Annotated in this window: 16 protein-coding genes; 4 read left to right on the forward strand and 12 right to left on the reverse strand. The window is 45.3% G+C overall.

All coding sequences use genetic code 11. The features are described 5' to 3' along the window. Positions 1 to 203 precede the first annotated feature (203 nt). Positions 204 to 869 carry a TetR/AcrR family transcriptional regulator gene (locus MRBLPE1_RS17890; protein WP_364147850.1) on the forward strand — a complete coding sequence of 222 codons (666 nt, stop codon included), beginning with the start codon at positions 204 to 206 and terminating at the stop codon, positions 867 to 869. A gap of 654 nt (positions 870 to 1,523) precedes the next feature. On the opposite strand, the gene MRBLPE1_RS17895 is transcribed toward MRBLPE1_RS17890, so the two are convergent. The 8 genes from MRBLPE1_RS17895 to MRBLPE1_RS17930 all read right to left on the reverse strand — a co-directional run bounded on the left by MRBLPE1_RS17895 (position 1,524) and on the right by MRBLPE1_RS17930 (position 8,119). Continuing rightward, positions 1,524 to 1,913, reverse strand: a complete 390-nt coding sequence (locus MRBLPE1_RS17895) for a tautomerase family protein (RefSeq protein ID WP_364147852.1) — start codon at positions 1,911 to 1,913, stop codon at positions 1,524 to 1,526. Positions 1,914 to 2,108: 195 nt separating this feature from the next. Continuing rightward, complete coding sequence (locus tag MRBLPE1_RS17900) at positions 2,109 to 2,579, reverse strand: hypothetical protein (protein WP_364147855.1); 471 nt, start codon at positions 2,577 to 2,579, stop codon at positions 2,109 to 2,111. Between the two features lie 271 nt (positions 2,580 to 2,850). Next, positions 2,851 to 3,642, reverse strand: coding sequence for an SDR family NAD(P)-dependent oxidoreductase (locus tag MRBLPE1_RS17905; protein ID WP_364147857.1), 792 nt, complete (start codon positions 3,640 to 3,642; stop codon positions 2,851 to 2,853). Positions 3,643 to 3,771: 129 nt separating this feature from the next. Next, entirely contained in the window at positions 3,772 to 4,770 is a 999-nt protein-coding gene (locus MRBLPE1_RS17910; protein ID WP_364147859.1) for an NADP-dependent oxidoreductase, read from the reverse strand. A 90-nt stretch (positions 4,771 to 4,860) separates the two neighbouring features. After that, a complete protein-coding gene (locus MRBLPE1_RS17915; protein WP_364147862.1) occupies positions 4,861 to 5,940 on the reverse strand; it encodes an alkene reductase in 1,080 nt (359 codons plus the stop codon). A gap of 44 nt (positions 5,941 to 5,984) precedes the next feature. Beyond that, positions 5,985 to 6,737, reverse strand: a complete 753-nt coding sequence (locus MRBLPE1_RS17920; RefSeq protein ID WP_364147865.1) for an SDR family NAD(P)-dependent oxidoreductase — start codon at positions 6,735 to 6,737, stop codon at positions 5,985 to 5,987. A 352-nt stretch (positions 6,738 to 7,089) separates the two neighbouring features. After that, a complete protein-coding gene (locus MRBLPE1_RS17925; RefSeq protein ID WP_364147868.1) occupies positions 7,090 to 7,662 on the reverse strand; it encodes a TetR/AcrR family transcriptional regulator in 573 nt (190 codons plus the stop codon). A 133-nt stretch (positions 7,663 to 7,795) separates the two neighbouring features. Next, the gene (locus MRBLPE1_RS17930; protein WP_414698908.1) at positions 7,796 to 8,119 is read right to left on the reverse strand and encodes an aldo/keto reductase; all 324 of its coding nucleotides are present in this window, start codon (positions 8,117 to 8,119) and stop codon (positions 7,796 to 7,798) included. Between the two features lie 472 nt (positions 8,120 to 8,591). Between MRBLPE1_RS17930 and MRBLPE1_RS17935 the strand changes: the two genes are divergently transcribed. Next, positions 8,592 to 8,909 carry a YrdB family protein gene (locus MRBLPE1_RS17935; protein ID WP_364149724.1) on the forward strand — a complete coding sequence of 106 codons (318 nt, stop codon included), beginning with the start codon at positions 8,592 to 8,594 and terminating at the stop codon, positions 8,907 to 8,909. Positions 8,910 to 8,954: 45 nt separating this feature from the next. Beyond that, positions 8,955 to 9,461 carry a metallophosphoesterase family protein gene (locus MRBLPE1_RS17940; RefSeq protein WP_364149725.1) on the forward strand — a complete coding sequence of 169 codons (507 nt, stop codon included), beginning with the start codon at positions 8,955 to 8,957 and terminating at the stop codon, positions 9,459 to 9,461. Between the two features lie 101 nt (positions 9,462 to 9,562). On the opposite strand, the gene MRBLPE1_RS17945 is transcribed toward MRBLPE1_RS17940, so the two are convergent. The 4 genes from MRBLPE1_RS17945 to MRBLPE1_RS17960 all read right to left on the reverse strand — a co-directional run bounded on the left by MRBLPE1_RS17945 (position 9,563) and on the right by MRBLPE1_RS17960 (position 13,567). Continuing rightward, positions 9,563 to 9,691, reverse strand: a complete 129-nt coding sequence (locus tag MRBLPE1_RS17945; RefSeq protein WP_364147873.1) for a hypothetical protein — start codon at positions 9,689 to 9,691, stop codon at positions 9,563 to 9,565. Between the two features lie 273 nt (positions 9,692 to 9,964). Continuing rightward, positions 9,965 to 12,040, reverse strand: a complete 2,076-nt coding sequence (locus tag MRBLPE1_RS17950) for a carbohydrate-binding domain-containing protein (protein WP_364147876.1) — start codon at positions 12,038 to 12,040, stop codon at positions 9,965 to 9,967. A 35-nt stretch (positions 12,041 to 12,075) separates the two neighbouring features. Next, a complete protein-coding gene (locus MRBLPE1_RS17955; RefSeq protein WP_364147879.1) occupies positions 12,076 to 12,768 on the reverse strand; it encodes a DUF4956 domain-containing protein in 693 nt (230 codons plus the stop codon). 16 nt (positions 12,769 to 12,784) lie between these two features. Continuing rightward, positions 12,785 to 13,567, reverse strand: coding sequence for a polyphosphate polymerase domain-containing protein (locus MRBLPE1_RS17960; RefSeq protein WP_364147882.1), 783 nt, complete (start codon positions 13,565 to 13,567; stop codon positions 12,785 to 12,787). A 229-nt stretch (positions 13,568 to 13,796) separates the two neighbouring features. On the opposite strand from MRBLPE1_RS17960, the gene MRBLPE1_RS17965 reads away from it, so the two are divergent. Then, the gene (locus MRBLPE1_RS17965; protein WP_364147885.1) at positions 13,797 to 14,471 is read left to right on the forward strand and encodes a response regulator transcription factor; all 675 of its coding nucleotides are present in this window, start codon (positions 13,797 to 13,799) and stop codon (positions 14,469 to 14,471) included. The last annotated feature ends 3 nt before the right edge of the window (positions 14,472 to 14,474 follow it).

Below are 14,474 nucleotides of genomic sequence, written 5' to 3' on the forward strand. Positions count from 1 at the left end.
ACCAAGAAAATGAAGAGTCATCCGTCATTTGGTAACAGTGTTTCCGATTGATTTCATTGTAACTACACTTTTTTAGAAAGTCAATACGATTTTGGAACATCACACGTCTCATTGACAACTATCCATTCACTGTATAAAATTCTTTGTAAGAAATTAAGAAACTTTGTTTCCTGACGAAAACATGATAACCGAAGGTGATGATTATGAGCGACCAGGATAACTCCATTAATACGAATACAAACACACGAGTGTTAAAAACCTATCAAGAGGCTCGCTTACAGAATATTGAAAATCTACGCAAGCTCGTTGTTGATGCTGCAGCCACGCTCTTGCAAGAAGAGGGACCGGAAGCCGTTACGGTGCGTAAGGTAGCGCAGAAAATGGATTGCTCGACAAAAATCATTTATAGCTTATTTGTCAATAAAGAGGGCTTGGCTCAGCAGTTGTATCTGGAAGGTTGTAAGCTTCTCGCTAACGAATTCGAGGGGACGCCGCAAGCTGCTGATCCGGTGCAGCATTTGCTGAATATAGGGGAAACCTTTTGGCAATTTGGGCAGCGTTACTCCAGCTATTATAAGCTGATGTTCGGAGGAGCCTTCGCAGATTTCAAACCGGACGAAGAAAGTCTGCATGGCACCGTAACAGCCATGCGGCAATTATTGACCTTGATAAGCAACGCACAAGAGCAAGGGCTGATTCCCGACCAGTACGACACGGAATCCGTTGTACGAATAGTCTGGGCCTCGCTCCACGGCGTTATTCATCTTTACATGGGTGGACACTTGGGAGATGTACAATCGGCTCATGCCGTATACAAGCAAACTCTGTCAATGATAGTCAGTTCGTTGTTGCCAGATCACAGCACCTAATGCGGGACCCCGATTCGTTAGACAAGTTTAACTGTAGGTATAAATGCCATACTCCTCTGTAAACGTCAAATAGCCCCCAACTAGAAAAGATGGGAATTTGCTAAGGGCCGTTTTTTGGGTACAAATTCGTTGCCAGCCCCACGGGCGAACAAGGAGCCTTTTTGTAGCTGAACAATTGTGGCCGCGTCAGGAGGCGAAGAACATTCTGCAATGGCCACAAAAGGAACAAGAAGAGACGGCAACGCCATTAAAACCCGAAAGATGGGCACTTTTTCTAAGTGTCTATCTTTCGGGTTACAGTTCGCGATGGCAAATTCCCCTCTTCTTTTTTCCTATCAACCCAAATGTAATTTGATGTTTTTATTCAAGTTTCATTACTTCTCCTAAATTTTCATTATATTAGGCTGACTACTATGTGTAGTGATTCTATAACATTGTATTCTGCGAACTTACTTGAATATTCTAAAATTCCATACTTAGTATTCGCGAAGGGATGAAACTTTCCTCCCGTTTGCTTAATGTCAATTTCAATACATAACTTATCTTATGTATTGAAAAAACCAGCCCCTCAAGGACTGGTTCGCCACGGCCATCATTGAACTATCGTATCCGTTAGAATAAAAGGCACCAAATTTAGTTGCCTTAATTTAATCACTATACATTCACATTGTAATTTAACTGAAGTTCATCCCCAGGCAATCCTCTTATCCCCCAATTTGATTTAGGGGTCTCCAAAATCGTTATTTCAATATCTTCTGGAGAAATACTTAATTCGCTTTGAATACGTTCAAAAAGCAACCGTATTAATTGCTTCTTCGAGTCAAGTGAACGTCCTTCAAATATGCTTATTTCAATTATGGTGTATGCTTCTGTTCGTCCAGGGGCGTAATAAAAATCTTCCTTATCCATCGGAAAAAAACGATGAAACTTCTTATCTAATGGGAATATAAAAGCTTCAACAACACATGAATGAATGATTTCCGAAAATCTCCCCTTTATTGAGTTCAGACTTTCCTTTAAACCAAAAACTTTTACTTGAGCCATGCTCCTCATCTTACCTTTCTCATCTCAATTTTACTCAGCTTAACTGTGTACCATAACATCCAAATTATAACATATGCTTTTAGGTTATAACACTCATTACTACGCAAAACTGCCCGTTACTTGAATGAATAAAAAGAGGAGCTGCCGGCGAGGTAAGCTCCTTCACTATCGTACCCGTTAGTTCAATGAGTTACTTTAATTATCAAACCAAAAGACCATACGGACATTCTCAGGCTCGTCAATTTCACTCAAACGCGGGATAAATTCATTCACAAAAGGGATAACCAACGCTTCGAGAGGAAAGATTTCGTTATTGTCATCTTCGATTTTTTGTTGCCAATCGTATTCGAGGAGTTCTTTTAGAGTTAGCCAACTTCTTGTATGTGCGTCCTCGTTTTCTTTGTCGCTCTGATTTTTCACTTCTGGGCTTACATCGTCAGGCAGTCCCTTTGGCAACGATATGGGATGGATATTATATTCATTTCTTTCATCTGCTAGTATCGCAAATAACAGATAATTTCTATCTGTCCAGAAATGTTCTCGAACCCCCATTCCCACAAAGTAAGAGGCATGTATCCATTCATCTACACTAATCCATTCAGTCATTAAAGGATTGTCATTTTTATATATTTTCTGCTCGATATATACATGGATGTCGGTCCCCATCTGATCCCCTGCCTTTCATTAACTTAATTCGAATTAAGTTCACCAACCCCCTTAATTTTAACACATATTGGAACTAAACTGCCCGTTAGCTTAACAACGCATCGTCAGTCAAGAACTTGATCCCATAAATAAAAAAAACCGCAATTTGCGCGGCTTGAATGGGACAATGTTCTTGACTTCCGACAGTTCTTGTTTTCATTTGGTGTCATACACTATATAACCCTTTTTTTTCATGTTAAAAATAATAAGTTGTTGAATTAGGTATGCTCCTTTACCATTGATGATCTTCTATCCTGTCCTGTGAGCTTCTAATTAAACGAGTCATCATCCTACGAGGCAGCAACCGTGGCACAAACGCAATGAAACGGTTGCGGACACCGGGCATAATTAATGTCTTGCCACGCAAGAAGCCTCGATACCCTTCTTCAGCCACCTGTCCAGCATCCATGATCGCGCCCTTCAACATTTTCGAGGCGCCCATACCTGAACGATCAACAAAGCCGGTTGACGTCAGCCCCGGGCATAATGCGGTTACAGTCACGCCTGTTCCACTCACTTCGTTCGCCAAAGCTTCGGTGAACGACAACACGTACGCCTTCGTCGCATAGTAAATAGACATCATCGGTCCTGGGAAGAAACCCACCAAGGAAGCTACATTCATCACTCCACCTTGCCCGCGTTTGATCATATCCGGCAAGAATAGCTTCGTCATAACCGTTAGAGCCTTGATATTAACGTCAATCATATTCACTTCTTGCTCCATATCCGTTTCCATAAATGTCCCAAACAAACCGAAACCGGCATTGTTGACCATATAGTCAACGGTAATCCCCTTCTCCTTGAGCTCCGCGAAGATTTCCAAAGGTACCCCTGGTGCCGCCACATCCTTGGCGATGACAGTTGCCTGAATGCCGTATTTTTTTCGATATTCCTGTGCGAGTTCCACTATTTTACTCTCGCTGCGAGCCACCAGCACTATATTATGTCCGCCCTTTACAAACCGATTAGCTAATTCTTTACCGATCCCACCGGAAACCCCTGTGATAAGAACCGTCTTTTTCATTCTGATATGCCACCTCATAATTAAACGACTGAAAATTAGGGAATGATCATTCTAATAAAATTAACAAAATATTTCGCTTTTCTAAAAAGTAATTGTCTCTGTAATCGGAAATCCCTTACGAGAGCTCTCCTAGAACGTTACAATTACTTTGCCTTGCGAATGGCCAGTAGAGACTTTAACCAATGCCTTGTTAATGTCATTAAAATGATAAACGGAGTCTATTGAGGGCTTGATGTTTTCTTGTTCAACAAGCTTAGTAACCTCTTGTAACTGACTGCCATTGGCCTGCACGAATATAAAACGATATTCAATTTGATGCTTGCGTGCTAAAGAATCGATGCGGGCCCCAACTAAGCCAAACAATAGTCTTTTCCATAATGGAAAATTTCGATCAACCGCAAAGTGATAATTTGGTGCAGCTTTCAAGGATACCAATTTTCCTTGGGGTTTTAGAATACCCATTTCTGCTTTGATCTCTTTGGTTCCCAAGGTGTCGATCACATAATCAATGTCGGATAGAACGTCAGCATAGTTCTCTTCTTTATAATTGATGAATTGGTCTGCGCCAATCGACAGGGTACGTGATCTGCCTCTTTCGCTGCCACTTGTGATGACATACAAACCCATGGATTTGGCGATAGGAATTGCCATTGCACCAAAGCCTCCGGTTCCTCCAGGAATAAACAGCTTTTTATTGGACTGAGCATGAAGCATTTCATGTAAAGCTTGATATGCAGTCAAAGCAGTGAGGGGTACAGCCGCTGCTTCAGTAAACGAAAGATTTTCAGGCATGATGGCTATAGCCTCTTCCTTCACCGCTGCGTATTCCGCAAAAGCTCCAATTTGGTTCACCGGCAATCGCGTATAAACGTGATCACCCACACGGTAATTCACAACCTCTTTTCCTACGGCTACAATAACGCCGGATAGCTCATTTCCTAAAGTTAATGGGAACTCATAATCAGAAATCATCCGAACACTGCCATTTATAATTAGAATATCTAATGGATTTACACCCGCAGCTTTTACGCTAATGAGAACCTCATCTTTATTGATTGCTGGTATTTCCGTCTCAATCAGTTCCAGTTGAATTTTTTTTGAATACTTGTGCATTTGCGCTGCTCTCATGTTTTGTCCTCTTTCTATGCATAATCAGTCTTCGTGGAAGATGAATGGCGTACAATTTTCGGTTGTACGCCATTTTGACCTATACTATTGTTACCTTTCTTGAGAAGCTAATTCATTCATTGTAGGGTAATCGGTATATCCCTTGCTTCCGAGACCAAAGAATGTTGTCGGATCCGCTTCATTCAATGGCGCACCTTTTTGGAGTCGCTCCGCTAAATCCGGATTAGCTAATGACCATACACCGACGGGCACGAGATCAGCAAGACCACTATCTATGTCAGTGCTAAGATCTTCCAATGCCCGTCCAGCCCGATTAACTAACAATGGATTCGTCCATAGGGAACGAATGTCTCGGAGCAGTTCTTCATTTCCGAGGTGCATAATATGAAGGTAAGCTAAATCCAATTGAGCTAATTCTTGCACCAGGTAACGGTAAAGCTCAGGACCTTGTTCACCATCTTGAATTCCCCCCAGAGGAGTTCCTGGAGATATACGGAAGCCTGTTCTTTCGGCTCCAATCTCATCGACGATGGCTCTTGCTACTTCAATGGCGAAGCGAGCACGATTTTCTATAGATCCGCCATATTCATCCGTCCGCTTATTCGAACTTTCCCCGATAAATTGATTAATCAGATAACCGTTAGCTCCATGAATTTCAACACCATCAGCTCCTGCTGCAATAGCTGCCGCAGCCGCTTTGCGGAAATCAGCAATGGTCGTTTGAATATCTTCTTTACTTAACTCACGTGGTACGGGGATATCCTGCATGCCTGTAGCAGTAAACATTTCTACACCCGGCGCGATAGGGGAAGGTGCTACGGGTTGTCGATGATGGGGTGTATTGTCGGGGTGCGACATACGACCAGCATGCATCAATTGGATATACATGTACCCACCTGCTCCATGCACTGCATCTGTAACTTTTCTCCACCCTTCAATATGCTTTTCCGTATAGATCCCGGGCGACCACAAGTAACCTTGACCATCATCTGAGGGTTGCGCACCTTCTGTAATAATAAGTCCCATGGATGCGCGCTGGGCGTAATAAAGGGAAGCCCCCTCTCCAGGTGTACCGTCTTCTTGAGCTCGACTACGTGTCATTGGTGCCATCGCTAATCGATGAGGCAATTCCATTTTTCCGATTTTCGTTTTACTCCACAATTTTTCCATTCTTTCATATTCCCCTTTTCAAATTTCTATCAACCGAATAAGTATTACAGCCCTTCAAAGATCGGATAGATTTGACCTCTCAAATTGAAATCATAGTTCTGGTCTACGATCCCTACCACTTCGTTGCTATCAAAAAGATCCAGCATGAAGCTCGCCATTTGCTTGGCAGTATGGTACTTAGGCAAGTTGGTTTTGTAATCAAAATCTTCGACATCGATTGATTTTTTCGCGAATTCCGTTTCCGTTATGGCTGGTGCTAGAACTTTTGCCTTTGTTTTCGCGCCTTTCAGTTCGAGTTCTTTTGCTAGCCCTTCTGTGAAGGCACTCACATAATATTTAGATGCAGAGTAAGCAACACTACCGATAGCAATGACATATCCGAGTGCCGATGATACGTTAATTAACTGAGTACCTTCTTCATCAGCATAATCTCGCACATAAAGTGTTGAAAGGATGGTCAAGGATTCGATGTTAACGCGTAACATAGTTTCAACTTTTTCCAGTTTCTGCTCGGCCACGAAGGAGCCTTCACCAAGCCCTGCATTATTAATCCATGTCTCGATTTGAAATTCCTTTAAATCGTTATACAGTGTATAGGCCTGATCCGTAACCGAAAGGTCGCTTGTACGAATCACAACATCTATGTCAGGATGGTTATTTTGGATCGTCGATTTAAGCTCTTCTAATTTGTCCAGTCTTCTGGCTACCAAAATCAAGTTTTTACCACGTGCAGCAAACGCCAATGCTGTCTCATATCCAATGCCGGAGCTTGCTCCTGTGATCACGGTGTACTTCATATTAATCTCTCCTCCAAAAGTTCAGATTCATGTGTGTAATATAATTGAAGAACGATCATTCTAATTAATGTAAAAAAGTTAGATCTAACTTGTTTTTCACTATACCATTTCTAGAACGATCAGTAAAGAATTTTTTCGAAAGGATAAATCCTACCTGCCTAGAAAGCGATCCCGTTGGACATCATGCCCAAAGTACTTCACTTTTACGGTCAGGATACAAGTTCTTTTTTTGGAGAAAGATAAGAACTTGTATCGTTGCGACATATAAGTATGTTCAGCTGCCCCTTCAACTCTATCTCCTGTTCGCCCGCATTGTTATAGTATTCAAAAATGACACTGGTTGTAATTACGTTCAATCTAATACAGCCAACGTTGTATTAACAATATCCTTTAGCTTTTGTTGATCCGTCGTGGTCTTAACCAATGTGCGTAGTCCCAACCAGGCATTCATTAAAAAGTGAGACATAACTTTAGCTTCAATGTTAGCCCTGATTTCACCGGTTTGCTGCCCTTCCTGAAGAAGTTGAGTCAAAAACTCTTCCGTCTTGGAATAACTTTTCTCAACCAAAGATGCAACTTCCGGATCCAATATGCCCAATTCCACACCTGAATTCACAAGTAAACAACCCAGAGGCTCTCCTTCATTTTTCAAAGTCAATTCGAACATTTCCCGGATTAATTCCTTGACCGGCTTTTGCTTTTCAACGAGGAATCTTATTTTATGGGTTTGCTTTGCTTCATACCGTTCAAGTGCTTTCATAAACAAGGCATGCTTATCCCCAAATGTGTCATAGATACTTCTCCGATGAATGCCCATAAAATCAACTAATTCCTGCATTGAAGTTTTCTCATATCCTTGTGTCCAAAACAGTTGTATTGCTTTATCCAATACTTCATTAACTTCAAATTCTTTGGATCTTGCCATAGTTATCACCTCAGACAATCATTATACATTTAAGTGAACGATCAGCAAACTGGATATGAAAAAACAAGAATAAAATCAAGCGTGGCGCTAGATTTTATTCTTTTCAATGCAGTACACGATGATTCAGATCGGTTTAACGAAGGATTCTTCGTTTGACCGCTTGTAACCAAACCGGATTCCAGCCTTTTTCCAACGTTTCAAGTGTTACTCCCGGTGGTACGATGGCATCGATCGCATTCTTTACATCGGCGCTTAATCGTATTCCACTGCCCTTTAACGTTACACGAAGTTGGTCCACTGTTCTTGCACCAACAATGATATACGTATTCGATGAAGGAGCTAGTGTAAATGCTATAGCAAGATGGGACAAAGGCAATTCTGCTTCATCCGCAAGGGCTTGCAGTTTGGCAATGGCTTCAAACTTGCTGCGGTTTTCTTCGTGATTAGGGTCAACAATGACTCAGTAATCCATATGTCGCACTAACATTGAACTCATATAAATTTTTGCATACCTGGTTGTAATCTGAGTCATTAACTAAACAATATTTCTCCTTCAAAATCTCTATATATTTAGAGTGTATTCCAGTGATATTTAGAAACAGTTTTTACTTCGACACCTTCTTTTATGGCATTTCGGGCCATTCTTAAATTATGTTTTACTTCTGAAATCCTCTGTTTTAATGAAACATCTCCAAAATCCAAACGAAGCCACTGATGAATACTAACAGTTAGCATAAAAAAGATAAGGAGCAAGAACGTACATTTACTTCATAATACGGGAATCATCAAAATAATAGGTTTTTCTATTATGTTGAAATGGACAGAATATTTTCATATCCCTTGCCAAAACTAATGCCGTTAGTTAAACTAAAGCTAATAACATTAGTTTTAAGTGAGGGTGAACAAAGTTGATCCTATTTCAATCTGTCGTGCTATTAATCTTATTTTTAATTGAGTTAGCCGCTCTCTTTTCATTAGGATATTGGGGTTTCCATTTTAATCGAGGCTGGATCGTCAGATTCGCGCTGGGAATTGGAGCGCCACTTGTCATAGCGGTGTTCTGGGGACTCTTCATAGCACCCAAAGCAACCTACCCCGTTACCATTCCTGTTCGTCACCTGCTTCAGATAGCAGTTTTCTCGTTGGCTAGTTTAGCACTTTACACATCTGGACAGAAAACAATAGCAGTTGGTTTTTTCGTTGTTGCATGGATTGTTGTCTTATTGGTCTATTTGATGAAATTATGAAATACGAATGAAGAATATGAAGACAAGGAATCGAGGTCGGTGAGGATGAAAATCGTCGTCGTATCTGATACGCATATGCCCAGAATGAACAAGAAACTGCCGGATCGATTGATTCGCGAGCTAAAAACGGCAAAAGCAATCATTCATGCAGGTGATTGGACAAACCTTTCCGTGTACGAGGATCTGGTATCATTCGCCCCGATATACGGTGTCGCAGGTAACAATGATGGAGCAGACATTATCCGGAAGTTTGGATTGCAGAGGCAAATTGAGTTCGAGGGTGTAAGAATGGGTATCGTTCACGGACATGGTGATGGGAAAAGAATAAATACGGAAGCGCGTGCGTTAGAAGCCTTCAAGAATGTTCATTTGAATGCGCTGATCTATGGCCATTCTCATATTCCAGTACTTAAGCGCTCAGGTGGCCTGCTGGTATTTAATCCCGGGTCACCAACTGATAAGAGGAGGCAGCCCATGTATTCGTTCGGCATTTTTCAACTTGCTGGTGGAACCGTATCTGCCAAGCATATATTTTACAATGACAAATCGTAGGATGATAGTTCGTTCTGGCTTGAAGATCGGAAAGTACTTTGATCATCCATCCGTTCTTGACGACAACTACCGAGCAGTGTTTTAATTCGCCGATATGATTTTCAAGAGAAATGAAGTATTAATTTATTAATCCCATATTTCTTCGCTGCGGCCAGAAAACCAATTCCCCCGCTTGATACTTCTTCGAGAATTGTGAGTTTCTCTAAAGCATAATATTTTCCTCTAGACATGAAAAAATCTCCCCTCACAGTAACAGGTTTTATTATTTCACCTGTCTACCGTAAGGGGAGCATATCAGACTTTATTTTTCAAGTCTTTGTCCGCCGCTGTTTGACTTTTTTCAAGTCCAATAGTTAATTTTAAAGTCTGACGATTTTCAATCTCATTAACCAAATTAAATCAAGCACTTCACTATAAAAACTTCTTTTTTTTGAATAATAATGTCAATCCGCTTGGGAGCAGCTTCTTCCCGTCCTCGCAAAATCCTTATCTCGCGTGATTTCTTATTGCACCTGCGTGCCGGTGTCCGTCGTTCCTTGCGGTGCGGCTTCAGGGACCGTGCCATCAGCCGGGGGCTGACCGCCCTGGCCTCTCATCGGACGCTCACCGCCGCCCATGCCACCTCTGCCTCCGCCCATACCCATGCCGCTCTGTGCAGTCGTTACGCCCGACTCGTTCACCCAAGTCACGGCGCTCGTAATCTCGAAACTGACGACTTTCGTACCGCCCGTGTACTCGCCGTCCTCATACAAGCCGTTCGTTTCGGTGCCGCTAGACGAGCCACCGGAGTAGATGGTGTACGTGCTGCCTTGCTTCAGGTCAGGCGAGCTGATCATGATCGATTGGAACGTCTTTGCCGGAGCGACCGTCGCGATCGCGTTTCCTTCGCTGTCCTCGAGGCGCACTATCGTTCCAGCTTCCAGTGTCTGCGGGAAGGTCATGAGTACCGATTGCTGCGTCGACGTATCGGAAGTCGATTGCACCATGCCCGAGCTGCCCGCGGCGATCAGGTAGCCGCCCGTCATCTCGAAAGTGCCGTCGTAATCAAGCGAGCCGTTGCCCGCATTGGTAGGACCGCTTACGGTTACCGTGCCGCCGCTCATCGCGATCGAACCGTTGGAGTCAAGTCCGTCGCCCGTCGCGTTCACGTAATACGTGCCACCGGTAATCGTCAGCATGTGCGTTCCGTCAGTAATCGTATTCTGTCCCGCACGTCCGTTCACTGACGAACCATCGTTACCGCCTCCCACGTTCACGCCGTCGTCGGACGCCGTTACCGTCGTCTCGCCGCCCGCCAGCGTAATGACGGAGCCTTCGATGCCTTCGTAGCTCTTCGTAATGTTGATCTTCCCGCCAGCTATCGTAACCGCCGTATCCGCATGGATGCCGTCATCGCCGGTTGTGAGCATGAGCTCGCCGCCCGCTATCGTCAGATTGCCATTGCTGTGGACGGCGTCGTCCGCAGAGTCGATCTCGAACGTGCCACCTCCTACTTGAATATCCGTACCTGCTTTCAGCGCTTTGGCACTTGTCGATTCTTCTTCCGTTGCCGCCGCATCCGTACTGGACGCTGTGCTTGCCGTATCTGGCGCAGCCTGTTTACCGCCGCCCCAGCCGCCGCGCTCTTCGACATGCGTCTCTCCGTTCACGCTGCCGACGCCAGTTATGAGCGAGAACGTACCGCCGTTAACCAGCATTGATGTTTCCGCTTGAAGCGCGTCGTTGCCGGACGTAATGTCGAACGTGCCGCCGCCGATGGCAATAATGCCTTTGCCTTCTTCTTCTGCGTTCGTCGCTTTCACTCCGTCTCCTCCCGCTTCCACCGTCAGCGTGGCGCCTTCCAGAGCAGCCACGCGGTCTTTACCCAGTACGCCGTCGTCTACTGCTTTAACCGAGATCGTACCCGATACCAGCTTTAAGTCGTCTCTGCTGTTGATGCCGTTGTTGAAGTTGCCTTCCACCGTCAGCTTGCCCGTTCCGTTAATCGTCAGGTCCGCCTTGCTGTACAAGGCTGCGTTCGGTTCTTCGGCGGTCGCATCGGCATAAACGTAGTTCGTGCCGTCCGACAGCTTGTTTTCCGTGCCTTCTTGCAGCGTCATAACAACCTTGCCCGCTTCCACGATATACAGCGGAGCACTGTCGTTATCATGCAGTTCCACGCCGTTCAAGACCAGGTGTACCGTGCCGTCCGGCACGTTTACCGTCAACTGGCCGTCGTTCAGTGTGCCGCTTAATACGTATGTTCCGGCTTCCGTTATGCTCACCGAACCGCCTTCGCCTGCTGCGGCTCCGGCTCCCGTCACGCTAGCCGATGTGCCGTTAAAAACAATCTTCGTCGAGCTGTCTTCGCTCCAATCCGTGTTGTAGTCTTCATCGTCGAACTCCGCGAGTTCGTCCATCGACAACTCAGTTGTCACAACCGCTGCCGTATCCGTCTGCTGATCCGTCGAAGCGGTCTCCACGGCCGCCGCATTGCCGGATGCCGCCGTATTATTGCCGCCATTGCTGCAGGCCGAAGTCAGCAGCACCGTGCACAAAGCGATTACGCCTATATAATGTTTTAATTTCGTCTTTTTCATATTGATCTTCCTTCCGAATTGTAATTGTTATTGCATTAATACTCGGCTTGAACCGTAGGGACCATCGTCAGGGACAAATCCAAGTTGCCATTGCGGCATCGAATCGCGTCGAGGAACTCTTTCTGGTTCATGTTCTGATCCAACGTAACGGTGTAGACGAGCTCATACAAGCTGCCAAGTTCGGTCGTGCGGATTTTTTTCAGTTCATGCGCAACACCAAACGTAGCGAATACTTCGGCGAATGCTTCTTCGTAGCCTAGACTTTCCGGAATCGTGACTTTAAGCAGCTTCTGAGCCGACTTTCTCGCTCCGAAGTTAGTTTTGCTCAAGATGAACATCAAGCCGCAAAGGATTAAAGTGAACAATACCGCGTAGCCGAAGGCGCCTACTCCGCAAGCCAGACCGGCCGCCATCGTGAACAGGACGTACGCGATATCCTTCGGATCGCCGGGCGCGCTTCGGAACCGGATGATGGAGAAGGCTCCCGCAAGGCTGAACGCTCGGGCAATATTGCTGCCGATCAGGAGAATAATAATGGCGACGATTGTGGGCAAAATGATCATCGTTAGCGTGAAATTTTGCGAATAGCCGGTCGGGCTCGTCTTCATGTAAGTGAAACTGATAATGGCGCCGAGGGCGATGGCGATCAGGATCGTGACGATCGAACTGCCAAGCGTCATCGTAGTTGTCGTGGTGGTCGGATTGAACAAGGTTTCGAAATCAAACATAGAGTACACGCTCTCTTTATATAAATGGTGTTGTTTTTGCCGTTTGCGTAATCGGTGTTGTTTGCGCCCGCAACGTCGGTTGCGCGTTGCCGTGTCTTACCGTCTTCTTGTATTCGTTACCATATTTGGAGAAACTAGTGCGGTACAATCCGTGCTCCGATAACAGCCGCGACAGCCATAGCGGAATCGTATTCTCCGCCTTTACTTCCATCAGCCACATATTGGCCGGGTCGAGAAGCTCACCATGATCGCCAAGCTCCAATCCCAGATCGTACCGGCGATGGCGGATGTTCGTGTCGAACGTGATGCGAAGGTCTCGGCTCTCCTTGCTAAACATCGCCTTCCGCTCGTAAGCCAGATACACCTTCGGTTCGAGCTCGTAGCGGCAGAGGAAATATTTGATTTCCTCGATCACCTGCTTGTTCATGTAAGGCTGGAATATTGGCTCGATCCCGGTTCGCACGAACTCGTACGCTTCGTTCAACTTCAGCCCCGTCCTTCGTTTGTTGACGAGACCGAATACCTTCTTTTTCATCTCCAGGTACACCTTCGCGTCGCTGCTTGGCACGCCGTACGCTCTCAACCGAAGCTTCTCCTTGTATTTCGGCTTCGACAGGCTCGTCCGGATGAGCGAATCATGTGGAGTATCGAAGTAAAGGTTACTGATCGAATAAAATTCATGCTGCTTGTTATAGTCGTCAAGCTCCATATAATCAAGCAGGTCGCTATAGAATCGAAGGTACGCATCATGGTCCAGCAAGTATTTGTTCTCGTACCGGTTGAACACCTCAATCGCCATCCTTGTTTCATTCCTTTCTGTGGTTCGCTGTGGTCTCATCTCTCATGTCTGTATCTTAGTCCCCCAACCTTTAATGAATCTTAAATCGATTTACATTTTCTTAAAAAAATCGCGTTTCCTATATATAGCGACCGGAAGCGATCGAACGAAAAAAGTTAAGGTTGGCTAAAGGTTCGCTTGCTATAATGGGGATAACAAGTCTAGAAAAACAACAAAGGATGAACAGACGATGCGAATTTTGATCGCGGAAGACGAAATACATTTGGCGGAAGCCTTATCCCAATTATTGAAGAAGCAGAACTACTCCGTGGATATCGTCCACGACGGCAGATCCGCTTACGATTACGCGCTGAGTGGCATCTACGATCTCCTGCTGCTCGATGTCATGATGCCGGAGATGGACGGCTTCGCCGTGCTCCGCAAGCTGAGGGGCGAAGGCGCGGCGACGCCGGTCATCCTGCTCACGGCCAAAGGCGAAATTACGGACAAAGTAACCGGGCTCGATTACGGCGCGGATGACTATATAGCCAAACCTTTCTCGACCGAGGAGTTGCTGGCCCGCATACGGGCTGCGCTGAGGCGTAAGGGAGAGGTCGTCCCGGAGGACGCGCTGACGTTCGGGGATATTGAGCTGAATACGACTCTATTGAAGCTGACCGTCAAGGGCAAGGAATTGAAACTGAACTTGAAGGAAAGCGAGCTGCTCGAGCTGCTTGTGACGCGGAAGCTGGCCGTCACGTCGAAGGAGCAAATTATCGAAAAACTGTGGGGCTTCGATTCGAATGCGGAATACAACAATGTGGAGGTGTACATCTCTTTCCTGCGGAAGAAGCTGACCTTCCTCCATTCGTCCGTGAAGATTTCAACGATCAGGGGCGTTGGATACATCCTGGAGGTGACGTGAGTA

It is taken from the genome of Paenibacillus sp. LPE1-1-1.1 (genome assembly GCF_040676435.1).
Lineage (GTDB): Bacteria > Bacillota > Bacilli > Paenibacillales > Paenibacillaceae > Pristimantibacillus.

What these genes read in the sequence shown, in the direction of transcription:
- MRBLPE1_RS17890 (WP_364147850.1), top strand. Translation starts at nt 204, where the DNA reads ATGAGCGACCAGGATAACTCCATTAATACGAATACAAACACACGAGTG.
- MRBLPE1_RS17895 (WP_364147852.1), bottom strand. Translation starts at nt 1,913, where the DNA reads ATGGCTCAAGTAAAAGTTTTTGGTTTAAAGGAAAGTCTGAACTCAATA.
- MRBLPE1_RS17900 (WP_364147855.1), bottom strand. Translation starts at nt 2,579, where the DNA reads ATGGGGACCGACATCCATGTATATATCGAGCAGAAAATATATAAAAAT.
- MRBLPE1_RS17905 (WP_364147857.1), bottom strand. Translation starts at nt 3,642, where the DNA reads ATGAAAAAGACGGTTCTTATCACAGGGGTTTCCGGTGGGATCGGTAAA.
- MRBLPE1_RS17910 (WP_364147859.1), bottom strand. Translation starts at nt 4,770, where the DNA reads ATGAGAGCAGCGCAAATGCACAAGTATTCAAAAAAAATTCAACTGGAA.
- MRBLPE1_RS17915 (WP_364147862.1), bottom strand. Translation starts at nt 5,940, where the DNA reads ATGGAAAAATTGTGGAGTAAAACGAAAATCGGAAAAATGGAATTGCCT.
- MRBLPE1_RS17920 (WP_364147865.1), bottom strand. Translation starts at nt 6,737, where the DNA reads ATGAAGTACACCGTGATCACAGGAGCAAGCTCCGGCATTGGATATGAG.
- MRBLPE1_RS17925 (WP_364147868.1), bottom strand. Translation starts at nt 7,662, where the DNA reads ATGGCAAGATCCAAAGAATTTGAAGTTAATGAAGTATTGGATAAAGCA.
- MRBLPE1_RS17940 (WP_364149725.1), top strand. Translation starts at nt 8,955, where the DNA reads ATGAAAATCGTCGTCGTATCTGATACGCATATGCCCAGAATGAACAAG.
- MRBLPE1_RS17945 (WP_364147873.1), bottom strand. Translation starts at nt 9,691, where the DNA reads ATGTCTAGAGGAAAATATTATGCTTTAGAGAAACTCACAATTCTCGAA.
- MRBLPE1_RS17950 (WP_364147876.1), bottom strand. Translation starts at nt 12,040, where the DNA reads ATGAAAAAGACGAAATTAAAACATTATATAGGCGTAATCGCTTTGTGC.
- MRBLPE1_RS17955 (WP_364147879.1), bottom strand. Translation starts at nt 12,768, where the DNA reads ATGTTTGATTTCGAAACCTTGTTCAATCCGACCACCACGACAACTACG.
- MRBLPE1_RS17960 (WP_364147882.1), bottom strand. Translation starts at nt 13,567, where the DNA reads ATGGCGATTGAGGTGTTCAACCGGTACGAGAACAAATACTTGCTGGAC.
- MRBLPE1_RS17965 (WP_364147885.1), top strand. Translation starts at nt 13,797, where the DNA reads ATGCGAATTTTGATCGCGGAAGACGAAATACATTTGGCGGAAGCCTTA.